The 13,591-nt window shown below is 70.4% G+C and carries 10 protein-coding genes; 7 read left to right on the top strand and 3 right to left on the bottom strand.

Annotated features, from left to right (window positions below):
* Positions 1–16 precede the first annotated feature (16 nt).
* Together ACFC09_RS10790 and ACFC09_RS10785 are read left to right on the top strand one after the other, a co-directional pair.
* On the top strand, positions 17–1,720 hold the full coding sequence (locus ACFC09_RS10790; protein WP_376525967.1) for a phytoene desaturase family protein: 1,704 nt from the start codon (positions 17–19) through the stop codon (positions 1,718–1,720).
* Positions 1,674–2,870: a cytochrome P450 gene (locus ACFC09_RS10785; RefSeq protein ID WP_376525747.1), complete on the top strand. Its 1,197-nt coding sequence runs from the start codon at positions 1,674–1,676 to the stop codon at positions 2,868–2,870. The genes ACFC09_RS10790 and ACFC09_RS10785 overlap by 47 nt, the downstream gene beginning before the upstream one ends.
* A 316-nt stretch (positions 2,871–3,186) precedes the next feature.
* On the opposite strand, the gene ACFC09_RS10780 is transcribed toward ACFC09_RS10785, so the two are convergent.
* On the bottom strand, positions 3,187–3,339 hold the full coding sequence (locus ACFC09_RS10780; RefSeq protein ID WP_376525745.1) for a hypothetical protein: 153 nt from the start codon (positions 3,337–3,339) through the stop codon (positions 3,187–3,189).
* Between the two features lie 236 nt (positions 3,340–3,575).
* Between ACFC09_RS10780 and ACFC09_RS10775 the strand changes: the two genes are divergently transcribed.
* A complete protein-coding gene (locus ACFC09_RS10775) occupies positions 3,576–4,259 on the top strand; it encodes a GntR family transcriptional regulator (protein WP_376525743.1) in 684 nt (227 codons plus the stop codon).
* Positions 4,260–4,506: 247 nt separating this feature from the next.
* Here ACFC09_RS10775 and ACFC09_RS10770 read toward each other — a convergent pair whose 3' ends face one another.
* Positions 4,507–5,901: an OFA family MFS transporter gene (locus tag ACFC09_RS10770; RefSeq protein WP_376525741.1), complete on the bottom strand. Its 1,395-nt coding sequence runs from the start codon at positions 5,899–5,901 to the stop codon at positions 4,507–4,509.
* A gap of 233 nt (positions 5,902–6,134) precedes the next feature.
* Entirely contained in the window at positions 6,135–7,388 is a 1,254-nt protein-coding gene (gene frc / locus ACFC09_RS10765; protein ID WP_376525965.1) for a formyl-CoA transferase, read from the bottom strand.
* 325 nt (positions 7,389–7,713) lie between these two features.
* On the opposite strand from frc, the gene ACFC09_RS10760 reads away from it, so the two are divergent.
* The 4 genes from ACFC09_RS10760 to fdhF all read left to right on the top strand — a co-directional run bounded on the left by ACFC09_RS10760 (position 7,714) and on the right by fdhF (position 13,590).
* Positions 7,714–8,511, top strand: coding sequence for an acyl-CoA dehydrogenase family protein (locus tag ACFC09_RS10760; RefSeq protein ID WP_376525739.1), 798 nt, complete (start codon positions 7,714–7,716; stop codon positions 8,509–8,511).
* Between the two features lie 197 nt (positions 8,512–8,708).
* A complete protein-coding gene (locus ACFC09_RS10755; protein ID WP_376525737.1) occupies positions 8,709–9,191 on the top strand; it encodes a formate dehydrogenase subunit gamma in 483 nt (160 codons plus the stop codon).
* A complete protein-coding gene (locus tag ACFC09_RS10750; RefSeq protein WP_376525736.1) occupies positions 9,188–10,777 on the top strand; it encodes a formate dehydrogenase beta subunit in 1,590 nt (529 codons plus the stop codon). Before ACFC09_RS10755 ends, ACFC09_RS10750 begins: the two co-directional genes overlap by 4 nt.
* A complete protein-coding gene (gene fdhF / locus ACFC09_RS10745) occupies positions 10,774–13,590 on the top strand; it encodes a formate dehydrogenase subunit alpha (RefSeq protein ID WP_376525734.1) in 2,817 nt (938 codons plus the stop codon). Before ACFC09_RS10750 ends, fdhF begins: the two co-directional genes overlap by 4 nt.
* Position 13,591 lies beyond the last annotated feature (1 nt).

The raw sequence follows: 13,591 nt of genomic DNA, 5'->3' as shown, positions 1-13,591 counted from the left end.
CCGCGAGCGCCAGACAATGATCATCATCGGGGCCGGTCTCGGCGGGCTGTCCACCGGCTGCTACGCCCAGATGAACGGCTACCGGACCCAGATCTTCGAGATGCACGAGATCCCGGGCGGCTGCTGCACGGCCTGGGACCGCGGCGACTTCACCTTCGACTGCTGCGTCAGCTGGCTGCTCGGCAACGGGCCCGGCAACGAGATGCACCAGATCTGGCTGGAGCTGGGCGCGCTCCAGGGCAAGCAGATGCGGCACTTCGACGTCTTCAACGTGGTCCGCGGGCGGGACGGCCGGTCGGTCTACTTCTATTCCGACCCGGACCGGCTCGAAGCCCATCTGCTGGAGATCTCCCCGTCCGACGCCAGACTGATCCGAAGTTTCTGCTCGGGGCTGCGGAAGTTCCGCAAGTGCCTCGCCGCGTATCCCTTCCTCAAACCGGTGGGGCTGATGGGCCGCGCCGAACGCTGGCGCATGCTCGCGTCGTTCGTCCCCTATTTCAATGTCATCCGCAAGTCGATCAGCGTCCTGATGACGGACTATTCCGCGAAGTTCAAGGATCCGCTGCTGCGCGAGGCGTTCAATTTCGTTCTCTACGAGAAGCACTCCGCTTTCCCGGTGCTGCCGTTCTATTTCCAGCTGTCCGCGCACGCCAATCTCTCGGCCGGGGTGCCGGAGGGCGGCTCACTGGGGCTCGCGACCTCGATCGAGCAGCGCTATCTGCGGCTCGGCGGCGAGGTCAGCTACAACACGAAGGTCGAGGAGGTCCTCGTCGAGGACGACCGGGCGGTGGGCGTACGGCTCAGCGACGGGCGGGAGTTCCGCGCGGACATCGTGGTCTCGGCGTGCGACGGGCACGCCACCACGATGAAGCTCCTGAAGGGCCGCTACCTCCCCGAGGAGTACCGGCGGCTGTACACCTCGGTCATCGACGAGCCGGGCATGGTCTTCCCCGGATACGTCACCCTCTTCCTCGGGCTGCGGCGCCCCTTCCCGGAGGGCGACCCCTGCACCACGTACCTGCTGACCGAGGAGGAGGCCGCCCGGCTGGTCGGCATCCGCCATCCGAGCATCAACGTCCAGTTCCGCAGCCTGCACTACCCGGAGCTGTCGCCCGAGCGGTCGACCGTCGTCTACGCCACCTACTTCAGCGACGTCGGTCCCTGGCGCGCGCTGAGCGACGGCCCGGAGCAGCGCACCCGCAGCCGGGGCGGGACGGAGCTGCACACCCTGCCGGTGCGCCGCGGGCGCCCGTACTACGAGGCGAAGCACCAGGTGCGCGACATGCTGCTGGGCTTCCTCGACCGGCGGTTCCCCGGCCTGACGGACAGCGTCGCGGTGCGGGACGTGTCGACCCCGCTCACCCAGGTCCGTTACACCGGGAACTACGACGGGACCGTCCTCGGCTGGCAGCCGTTCGTGGAGAGCGGCGAGACGATGGAGAAGGTCGTCAAGAAGTACGGGCCGGCCCTGCCCGGCCTCGCGAACTTCTACCTCTCCGGGGTCTGGGCCACCACCGGCGGCCTCATCCGCGCCGCGGCCGCCGGCCGGCACGTCATGCAGTTCGTCTGCCGCGACGACGGCAGGCGGTTCACCGCACACATCGACGCGTCGGGGCCGCTCCCGACCCATGTCGTCATCCCCGTAGGACCCGATGGGAAGGATGGAGACCCCGATGAGCGAACGACCGGCGCCGCTGCCGTATCCGTTCACGTCCGCTGACCCCCTGGAGCTTTCGCCGATCTACGCCGAACTGCGCAACGGGCCGCTGCGCAAGGTCCGGCTGCCCTACGGCGAGGACACCTGGCTGGTCACCCGGCACGCCGACGCGCGGTTCGTGCTGTCCGACCCGCGGTTCAGTCTGGCGGCCGGAGTGGAACGGGACCAGCCCCGGATGAGGGAGCTCTCCCCCGGCGGCGACGGGCTGCTCTCCACCGACCCGCCCGTGCACACCCGGCTGCGCGGTGTGGTGGCCCGGCACTTCAGCGCGCGCCGTGTCGAGCAGATGCGGGTCGTGGTGCGCGAGGCAGCCGACGGGCTGTTGGACCGGCTTGAGGAGTCGGGACCACCGGGCGACCTCGTGCAGGACTTCGCCGTCCCGCTGTCGATCGCCATGATCTGCGATCTGCTCGGTGTGCCGGCGACGGACCGCCACCGTGTCCAGAAGTGGCTCGAAGTCCTGCTGGCCCAGGTCGTGACCAACGAGGACCTCGCCGCCGAATCGGGGGCGTATTTCGCCTACCTGACCGGCCTGGTGGAGGAGCGCCGGCGGGAGCCGGGCGACGACCTGCTCACCTGCCTCGTACGGGCGCACTACGAGGAGGGACGCCTCTCCTACGACGAACTGATCAAACTGTCCATCGAGTTGCTCACCGGGGGGTTCGTCACCACCTCCAAGCAGATCCCCAACTTCTGCTATCTGCTGCTGCGTCGCCCCGAGTGGCTGTCGCGACTGCGCGAGCACCCGGCGGACCTCCCGGTCGCCATCGAGGAGATGCTGCGCTACGTGCCGATGCCCAACGGCCTCGTCTTCTGCCGGTACGCGACCGAGGACGTCGAGGTGGGCGGGGATCTCGTCCGCGCGGGGGAACCAGTCCTCGTCGACACGTCGGCGGCCAACCGGGATCCCGCGGTCTTCCACGACCCGGAGGCGCTCGTCCTCGACCGGACGCCGGAGGCCGCGCATCTGACCTTCGGACACGGCGCGCACTTCTGTGTCGGGGCGCGGCTGGGCCGGCTGGAGCTCCAGGTGGCGCTGGAAACCCTGCTGACCCGCCTGCCCGCGCTGAAGCTGGCCACGCCCGACGGCGAGGTCCGCTGGAGGGAGGAGACGATGCTCAAGGGCCTCCACGCGCTGCCGGTCGACTGGTGAGGCCGCCGGCGGCACCGCGGATGTACGGGTGCCGCTCGGGGCCGCGGCACCGCCGGCCGTGATGCTTCCTGGCCGCCCGCGCGCCTGGCGTGGTTCCTCAGGCGCGCGGGCGGAGTGGTGCGTGGGGGGTGTGGTGCGTGGGAGGTGTGGTGCGGGGGGATGTGGTGCGTGGGAGGTGTGGGTGCTGACGCGGGGACCGGCCGGCCCAGGGGGCGCACCCGCCGGCCGGTCCCGCGTCCGTGCCACGTGCCGCATCGCCGTCAGCTCACGGTGGCCGCCGTACGCTGAGTCGGGCGTTGCTCGCGCGTGTACACGATCATGGAATGCCGCGCGGGCCGGTGTCGACGGCCGGGCGGCCCTCGGCCAGGGACAGGACCGGGTCCTGTCGGGACACGTCGCTGCTCCTGCGGCACCACTCGGTGATCCGGCCCGTGTCGACCAGCCCTGGCTCAGTGACTCGCAGCAGCAATCCCTGTCCTTGTCAATGGCGCGCGTGCACCACGCTTCCTGCCGTGTTCGAGATCGGCAGGGTTCTCCTGATGGTCGACAACATTCTGTCTACAGTATCCTGCGCGCGCAATAAGGCTGCTGAACAATGGCCTGATCTCTCCCAACCCGTGCGCGGTCATGACCGCACGCAATCGAGCGCGTAGACTGTAGACGAAAACCAATTTCAGCCAGGAACCGCTGCCGAGAGGTGGAGCCATGACGTCCGCGGCATTGCCGACCGGTACCGTACCCAAGCTGGAGCGCCCCGGCCCGCTGCGCGAGCGCGTCTACGAGGCCCTGCTGGAGCTGATCGTCACCAGGTCGCTCAAGCCCGGACAGCATCTGGTCGAGACCGAACTCGCCGGCCATCTGGGCGTCTCCCGCCAGCCGGTCCGCGAGGCCCTGCAACGGCTCAACACCGAGGGCTGGGTGGATCTGCGCCCGGCCCAGGGGGCGTTCGTCCACGACCCCACGGAGGAAGAGGCCGACCAACTGCTGGTCGTCCGGGGTCTGCTGGAGGCCGAGGCGGCGCGGCTGGCGGCGGCCAACGCCACCCCGCAGGCCACGGCGCGGCTGCGCGAGCTGTGCGAGGCGGGCGAGCGGGCCCTGGCGGACGACGACGTCGACGCCGTGGTCGCCGCGAACGCCGCCTTTCACGCGTATCTGATGGAGCTGGCGGCGAATTCGGTCCTGGCGGAGCTGTCCGCGCAGGTGGATCGCCGCGTCCGGTGGTTCTACACGCCCGTGGCCCGTACCCGCGGCGCGTTGTCGTGGCAGGAGCACCGGGCGATGATCGAGGCCATCGAGGCGGGCGACGAGCAGCACACCCGGCAGCTGATGCGGGACCACACCGAGCACACCCGCGTCAGCTACCACAAGCGCAAGAAGTCCGAGCAGTAGGCACGGAGCAGTGGGCACACAGCAGTAAATACAGAGCAGTGGGCACACAGCAGTAGGTACAGAGCAGTAGGCACGGAAGCAGTAGGCACGGGCAGTGGGCACGTACGTGCGTACGTGCGTACCGGAGCGGTGCGGTGCCGGGCGCCGCACGGGAGAGCCGCCCGCCGCGGTCCGTCCGCCGAGTCCGCCGATGACGGAGGAGGAGACCGCGACGAGCGGCTGTGTCAGCCAGGTGCGCCTGTGCGGGTCAGACCGTTTCGCCGCTCACCTGCAACGCACCACCGGCCCCGGCCCGGACCCGGCTCGCCGAGGGACGGCCCGGTTGCCGCAGCAGCAGCGCGAGCGCCGCCGAGGCCAGCCCGAGGCATCCGGCGAGGGCGTACGCCCCGGAGTAGCCCCACGCCGCGACGACCGTCGCACCGAGGCCGCTGCCGGCCAGCCCGCCGACCAGCTTGGAGCTGTAGACCAGTCCGTAGTTCTGGGCGTTGTTGTTCTCGCCGAAGTAGTCCGGAGTCAGTGCCGCGAACATCGGGAAGAACGCGCCGCCGCCGAAGCCGGAGATGAAGGCGAAGATGAGGAACAGCCATTCGCTGCGGATGTCACCGGCCCACAGGACACCGAACTGCGACAGTCCCTCGACCGCCACCACCAGGATCAGGGTCTGCTTGCGGCCGAGCCGGTCGGACAGCCAGCCGGTCACACCGCGGCCGGTGCCGTTGATGACGGACATGATGCCCATCGACGAGGCGGCCACCAGCGGCCCGAACCCGATGTCCTTCGCGTACGGCACCTGGAAGGAGATGCCGAAGATGGACACCCCGGAGCACAGCACCAGGCAGAACCACATCAGCGGGAGCATCCCGGTGCGGATGGCCTCCATCGGCTCGTACTGCCGCACGGCGGGCGGGTTCTTGGCCTGCGCCTTGTCGCTGACGGCGTTCTTCTGGTGCTCGATCGGGTCGACCTCTTCGGGCCACCAGTTCTTCGGCGGGTCCTTGAAGAACCAGCCGCAGATCGCCACGAGGATCAGCACGTAGACACCGACCAGGTCGAGCACCGTGTGGTAGTTCCCGGCGTCGAAGGAGTAGGTGAAGACGAAGATCATCGGTACGGATCCGTAGGCGAAGCCGCCGTTGACGAAGCCGGTCTTGCCGCCTCGCCGTTCCGGGTACCACTTGCCGACGATGTTGACGCAGGTCGAGTAGACCATGCCCGCGCCCGTGCCACCGAAGAACCCGAAGCCCAGGATCGCCAGCGGCACGTTCGGCGCGTGGCTGAGGGCGAAGAAGCCGATCCCGGCCAGGACGGCTCCTATGAGGGTGGCACCGCGGGCACTGAGGATCCCGCGTTCCCGCAGCCTTCCCGTCGGGAAGGCAACTGCGGCCTGGAAGACCGTCCACACGCCCAGAACCCAGAACGTGTTGGTGGACGTCCAGCCATGCGCGTCGGACAGGACTTCCTCAGCCGAGCCGTAGGCGTACTCCGCGACGCTGATGGCCATCATGGCCACCCACGGAAGTATCACCATCAGCAGGCGCGGGCCGCCCAGAATGTCTCTGGCGCTCTCGCCGACCCGGTACACACGTCCGTTCGCATCTGTGACCTCTCGGTATGCGGGTCGTACGGTTGATGCCGTTGTCATTTCCAATCCCCTTGCTCAAGAGACTCGCCAGCGCCCCCTGGTCGGTACTCCATGGCAGTACGGGGAGGTCTGGCCGCGGGCGACGGTGCCCGAGCCGGACCTGTCACGCGGGCCGGTCGTGCCGGTCCGCGGGTCTGGGGGTGGGTGACGGCGCCGCGGGGGTCCGCGTCGCCGTGCGGGAAGCGGCGGCGGCCGGGCCGCCCCGGTCGAGTGACGGCGGGTTCGCTGCATGCTCAGATCACTCCGTCCGACTTGAGCATCCTCAACTCATCGTCACCCAGGCCGAGTTCGCCGATGTAGATCTCCTCGTTGTGCTCGCCGAGCAGCGGGGAGGCGGTGATGTCGACGGGTGAGTCGGAGAGTTTGAGCGGGCTTCCCACGGTCACGAACTCGCCGCGCTCGGGGTGCGGGACGGTGACCACCATCTCGTTGGCGACCAGCGAGTCGTCCTCGATGATCTCCTGCGTCGACAGGATCGGCCCGCACGGGATGTCGTGCGCGTTCAACTTCTCCAGCACCTGCCGTTTCGGCAGGGTGGACGTCCATTCCTCGATCAGCCGGAACATCTTGTCCAGCTTGGGCAGCCGCGCCTCGGGGGTGGCCCACCCCGGGTCGTCGGCCAGCTCCGGATGTCCGATCAGTTCGCTGAGCGGTTGCCAGCCGACGGGCTGCACGATCACGTACACGTAGTCGTTGGGTCCGCCGGGTGCGCATCTGACGGCCCAGCCCGGCTGGCCGCCGCCGGAGGCGTTGCCCGAGCGGGGGACCTCGTCGCCGAAGTCCTCGTTCGGATACTCGGCGAGCGGGCCGTGTGCGAGGCGCTGCTGGTCGCGGAGTTTGACCCGGCACAGGTTGAGCACCGCGTGCTGCATCGCGACGTTCACGCGCTGGCCGCGGCCGGTCCGCTCGCGTTGCAGCAGGGCGGCGAGGATCGCCGCGACGGCGTGCACGCCCGTTCCCGAGTCGCCGATCTGCGCGCCGGTCGCGAGCGGCGGGCCGTCCTCGAAGCCGGTGGTCGCCATCGAACCGCCCATCGCCTGCGCGACGACCTCGTACGCCTTGAATGCGGTGTACGGGCCCTCGCCGAAGCCCTTGATGGAGGCGTAGACGATCCGCGGGTTGATCTCCTGGATGCGGTCCCAGGTGAACCCCATCCGGTCGACCGCGCCCGGCCCGAAGTTCTCGACCATGACGTCACTGCGGCGGATCAGCTCGGTCAGGATCTCCTTGCCGCGCCCGGTCTTGGTGTTCAGGGTGATGCTGCGCTTGTTGCAGTTGAGCATCGTGAAGTACAGGGAGTCGACGTCCGGCAGGTCACGCAGCTGCCTGCGGGTGATGTCACCGGTCGGGGCCTCCAGCTTGACGACGTCCGCGCCGAGCCAGGCGAGCAGCTGGGTCGCGGAGGGCCCGGACTGGACGTGCGTCATGTCCAGGACGCGGATGCCGTCCAGTGCCTTGGTGCCAGTGGGGGGCTTGCGGGTCGCAATGGTCACCGAGTCACCTCACTCGTGCGCCGCGGAGCGCGACGCTGCGGCAGCGGAAAGTGAATACTGTATGCAGTGACAGACCATAGCCCTTGCGTGATCGGAAAGATCCGGGCCGGAGGTTGAGGTTTTCCCCAAGAAGGGCCAAAGGAATGGCATAGAAGTCGGGCGCCCCGAGGCCGACCGGGCGGGCCCCCTTTCCGCGATACACCCGCGACGGGCCGCGATAAGCACTGACAGAATCGCGGAGAGATGGCATACAGTATGCAATCGACGTGGGGAGGCCACACGCAGCTCCCCGTCCGCCCGGACTTCAGGGAGCCGCTCCATGTCGTACCGCTCCGCTCTCCTTCGCACCTTGAGCAGCACCATCGAGCCCTCCGCCGAACGGACCAGCGCGCTCGGCCGGTTTCCGCGCGTCTGCGTGGCCGCCCTCGGCAAGGCCGGGCTGCTCGGACTCACCGTCGGCGCCCCGCTCGGCGGCGGTGGCCGCGGACTCACGGAGGCCGCCGAGGTCGTGGCCGAGGTGTCCCGCGCCTGCCCGGCGACCGGCGCGGTCCTGCGGTCGCACTACGCGGCCGTCGCCCTGATCGAGGCGCACGGCACTCCGTGGGTGCGCCGGAGGATCGCCGCGGGCCACCACCTCAGCACCCTCGCCCTGACCGACGGCGACGACGGGCGCGCGCCGGGCGGCACGGCGTCGCCGGCGGGTTCGACGGCGACCGGCGTCGGTGACGTGGTGGCCCTGCGCGCCCGCAAACGCGATGTCGTCGGGGCGGGCGAGGCCGACAGCTACGTCTGGTCCTCGCACCCGGCCGACGGCACCGGCCGGCCGGCCCTCTGGCTGGTCCCCGCGGACGCCCCCGGTCTGTTCGTACCGGCCCGGCCCAACGGCGCAGGGCCGCGCGGCAGCGGCGCCTCGACCGTGCACGCCGACCCCGTGCTGGTCCCGGCCGACGCGCGGCTCGGGCGGCGGGACGGCGCGGGCGACGACGTGCTGAGCACCGTCCTGGACTGGCTGGCCGCGCTGCCCGCGGCGGGCCCGGCGACCGGCGCGGCGCCCATGGGCGCGGCGGCCGCGTGCCCGGCGTCCGCCGCGCCGGTCGCCGCCGACGCGGTCGGCTGAGCATTCCGCGCTGTCCGGACGGTGGACGGAGCCCCCGCAACTGCATACAGTATTCGATGAGCCAGCAGGACGACCACAGGGGCGCTCATGCCGTACGAGCAGGACGGCCGGAGGCCACGCTCGTCGATCACCACCCCGTGGATCCATCCGACCGAGCCAAGGGATTCACATATGCGTGACGGTCAGGGGGAGGAACCATGACGACGAGTGTCAGTGACGTGGCGACACAGGCCGCCATCACCGCGATCGTGGCCGCCCACCGCGGGGAACGCGGGCCGCTGCTGCCGATCCTGCACGCCATCCAGGCCGAACTCGGGCACGTCCCGCGGGAGGCCGTTCCGCTGCTCGCCCAGGAGCTGAACCTCTCCCGGGCGGACGTGCACGGAGTGGTCTCCTTCTACCACGACTTCCGCAGCGAGCCCGCCGGCCGTACCACCGTGCGCATCTGCCGGGCCGAAGCCTGTCAGGCGCTCGGCGCGGGCGCGCTGGAGTCCTGCGCGCGGGAGCGGACGGGCGTCCCGCTCGGCGAGACCCGGGCCGACGGCTCGGTCACCGTCGAGCAGGTCTTCTGCCTCGGCAACTGCGCGCTGGGGCCGTCCGTCGAGGTGAACGGCAAGGTGCTCGGCCGCGTGAGCGCGGACCGGCTGCGCTCGATCCTGGACGAGGCGGTCTCCTCATGACTCGGACGCCGAACTCCATGACCCAGGCGCCGGACTCCCCTGTGACGGTGTACGTCCCCGGCGACTCGGCGGCGCGCTCCGTCGACGCGGACGCGGTCGCCGAGGCGATCCGCACGGCGGCGGCCGTCCAGGGCCGGCCGGTCGAGCTGGTGCGCAACGGGTCCCGCGGCATGCTCTGGCTGGAGCCGCTGGTCGAGGTGGCCACGCCCGAGGGACGGATCGGCTACGGGCCGGTGGCGCCGTCGGACGTCGCGGGCCTCGTGGCCGCGGGCCTCCTGGACGGTGCGGACCACCCGCTGCGACTCGGCGTCGTCGACGAACTGCCGTGGCTGGCCCGGCAGAACCGGGTCACCTTCGCCCGGGTCGGGATCACCGACCCGCTCTCCCCCGAGGACTACGAGCGGCACGGCGGCCTCGCCGGACTGCGCACGGCGCTCGGCCTCGCACCCGCCGACGTGGTCGCCGCGGTCACCGAGTCCGGCCTGCGCGGCCGGGGCGGGGCGGGCTTCCCGGCCGGCATCAAGTGGAAGACCGTGCACGAGTGCGAAGGGGAGCTGAAGTTCGTCTGCTGCAACGCCGACGAGGGCGACAGCGGCACCTTCGCGGACCGCATGGTCATGGAGGGCGACCCGTTCATGCTCATCGAGGGCATGACGATCGCCGCGCACGCGGTCGGCGCCCGCGAGGGCTACGTCTACATCCGCTCGGAGTACCCGGACGCGGTGGCCACGATGCGGGCGGCGATCTCCGTCGCCCGGGGGCGCGGCTGGCTCGGGGAGCGGATCCTCGGCTCCGGCCTCTCCTTCGACCTGCACGTACGGGTCGGCGCGGGCGCGTACATCTGCGGTGAGGAGACCTCCATGCTGGAGAGCCTGGAGGGCAAGCGCGGCATGGTCCGCGCCAAGCCGCCCATCCCCGCGATCACGGGGCTGTTCGGCAAGCCGACCGTCGTCAACAACGTCCTCACCCTCGCGACCGTGCCGGTGATCCTCGCGAAGGGCGCGAAGGCGTACCAGGAGCTGGGCGTGGAGCGCTCGCGCGGCACGCAGGTCTTCCAGCTCGGCGGCAACATCGCGCGCGGCGGCATCGTGGAGACGGCGTTCGGCGTCACCCTGCGCGAACTGGTCGAGGACTTCGGCGGCGGCACGCTCACCGGACGCCCGGTGCGCACGGTGCAGGTGGGCGGGCCGCTCGGCGCCTACCTGCCCGAGTCGCAGTTCGATCTGCCGATGGACTACGAGGCGTTCGCCGCGGCGGGCGCCATGCTGGGCCACGGCGGTGTCGTGGTCTTCGACGACAGCGTGGACATGGCCGCGCAGGCGCGCTTCGCGATGGAGTTCTGCGCCGCGGAGTCGTGCGGCAAGTGCACGCCCTGCCGCATCGGTTCGGTGCGCGGCGTCGAGGTCATCGACCGGATCGTGGCCGGTGAGCAGCGCGAGGAGAACCTCGCGTTGCTGGCGGACCTCTGCGAGCTGATGACCGACGGATCGCTGTGCGCCATGGGCGGGTTGACGCCGATGCCGGTGCGCAGTGCCGTCACCCACTTCTCCGACGACTTCCTCGCAAGGAGGGAGGGCACGGTATGACACTCCTCAAGGAACCCGACTTCGGAACCCCCGAGCGGCCCGGCGGGGCGACCGTCTCGGTCGAGGTCGACGGGCTGCCCGTCACGGTGCCCGAGGGCACCTCGGTGCTGCGCGCGGCGGCGCAGGCCGGCATCGACATCCCCAAGCTCTGCGCCACCGACAGCGTGGAGCCGTTCGGCTCCTGCCGGCTGTGCGTGGTGGAGATCGACGGCCGCCGCGGCACCCCGGCGTCCTGCACCACCCCGGTCGCCGACGGCATGGTGGTGCGCACCCAGACGCCCAAGGTGGAGAAGCTGCGCCAGGGCACCATGGAGCTGTACATCTCCGACCATCCGCTGGACTGCCTGACCTGCTCGGCCAACGGTGACTGCGAGTTGCAGGACATGGCCGGGGTGGTCGGGCTGCGCCAGGTGCGCTACGGCTACGAGGGCGAGAACCACCTCGACGCCGCCCCGGACCTGAGCAACCCCTACTTCGACTTCAACCCGTCCAAGTGCATCGTCTGCTCCCGCTGCGTGCGCGCCTGCGGCGAGGTGCAGGGCACCTTCGCGCTGACCATCGAGGGCCGCGGCTTCGACTCCAAGGTCTCGCCCGGCGCCGGTGAGTCGTTCATGGACTCCGAGTGCGTCTCCTGCGGCGCCTGCGTGCAGGCCTGCCCGACGGCGACGCTCCAGGAGCGGTCGGTCGTCGAGCTGGGCATGCCGTCCCGTTCGGTGGTCACGACCTGCGCGTACTGCGGTGTCGGCTGCTCCTTCAAGGCCGAGCTGCGCGGCGACCAACTGGTCCGGATGGTGCCGTACAAGGACGGCGGGGCGAACGAGGGCCACTCCTGCGTCAAGGGCCGCTTCGCGTTCGGCTACGCCACCCACCCCGACCGCAAGCTCAAGCCCATGGTCCGGGAGAAGACCAGCGACCCGTGGCGCGAGGTCGAGTGGGACGAGGCCATCCAGGCCGTGGCCCGGAGGATGCGGGCCATCCAGGACGCGTACGGCCCGGCGTCGATCGGCGCCATCAGCTCCTCGCGGTGCACCAACGAGGAGGTGTACGTCGTCCAGAAGATGGTGCGCGCGGCCTTCGGCAACAACAACGTCGACACCTGCGCCCGGGTCTGCCACTCCCCCACCGGGTACGGACTGAAGCAGACCTTCGGCGAGTCGGCCGGCACCCAGGACTTCCGCTCGGTGGCGAAGGCCGACGTCATCATGGTGATCGGCGCCAATCCCACCGACGGCCACCCGGTGTTCGGGTCCCGGATGAAGCGGCGGCTGCGGGAGGGCGCACAGCTCGTCGTGGTCGACCCGCGCCGCATCGACCTGGTGCGTTCGCCGCACGTCGAGGCCGCGCACCACCTCCAGCTCAGGCCGAGCACGAACGTCGCCGTGATCAACTCGATGGCGCACGTGGTGGTCACCGAGCAGCTCGTCGACGCGTCCTTCGTCGCCGAGCGGTGCGAGGGGTTCGCCGAGTGGGCCGAGTTCGTCGCCCTCCCGGAGAACAGCCCGGAGGCCACCGAGGCGGTCACCGGGGTGCCGGCCGAGCAGCTGCGGGCCGCCGCCCGGCTGTACGCGGCGGCGCCCAACGGGGCCATCTACTACGGCCTCGGCGTGACCGAGCACAGCCAGGGCTCCACGATGGTCATGGGGATGGCGAACCTCGCGATGGCGTGCGGCAACATCGGCCGCGACGGTGTCGGCGTCAACCCGCTGCGCGGCCAGAACAACGTGCAGGGTTCCTGCGACATGGGTTCCTTCCCGCACGAGCTGACCGGTTACCGGCACGTCTCCGACGACGCGGTCCGCACCGTGTTCGAGCAGTTGTGGGGCCGTTCCATCCTGCCGGAGCCGGGGCTGCGCATCCCCAACATGTTCGACGCGGCGATCGACGGTTCGTTCCGGGGCCTGTTCGTGCACGGTGAGGACATCGCCCAGTCGGACCCGAACCTGAAGCACGTCTCCGCCGCGCTGTCGGCGATGGAGCTGGTCGTCGTGCAGGACCTGTTCCTGAACGAGACGGCCAAGTTCGCGCACGTCTTCCTGCCCGGCGCCTCGTTCCTGGAGAAGGACGGCACCTTCACCAACGCCGAGCGCCGGATCAACCGGGTGCGGGCGGTGATGAAGCCGAAGACGGGCAAGCACGAGTGGCAGATCGTCTGCGAGATCGCCACCGCCATGGGCTACCCCATGGCGTACGACCACCCGAGCCAGATCATGGACGAGATCGCCCAGGTCACCCCGACCTTCACGGGCGTCTCCTTCGACGTGCTGGACAAGCTGGGCAGCGTCCAGTGGCCGTGCAACGAGCAGGCGCCCGAGGGCACGCCGACGATGCACGTCGACGCCTTCGTGCGCGGCAAGGGCAAGTTCGTCGTCACCGCGTACGTGCCGACGGACGAGCGCACCACCTCGCGCTTCCCGCTGGTGCTGACCACGGGCCGGATCCTCAGCCAGTACAACGTCGGGGCGCAGACCCGCCGTACCGGCAACGTGGCCTGGCATCCCGAGGACGTCCTGGAGCTGCACCCGCTGGACGCCGAGAACCGCGGGGTCACCGACGGCGACCTGGTGACGCTGGCCAGCCGGGTGGGCAGTACGACGCTGCGGGCGCGGGTGTCCGACCGGATGCCGCCGGGCGTCGTCTACACGACGTTCCACCATCCGGTGACCGGCGCCAACGTGGTCACCACCGAGAACTCGGACTGGGCGACCAACTGCCCGGAGTACAAGGTGACCGCCGTGCAGGTCGGTCTTGCCCACCCGCTCGGCCGGCACGCCTCCGAGTCCGTCGGGGACGACCGGCTCGCGGGGGTGGACTGAG

Origin of the sequence: Streptomyces sp. NPDC056161, from assembly GCF_042268025.1 — a bacterium.
Taxonomy (GTDB): Bacteria; Actinomycetota; Actinomycetes; order Streptomycetales; family Streptomycetaceae; genus Streptomyces.
This window is presented reverse-complemented; position numbering and strand designations above follow the sequence as displayed.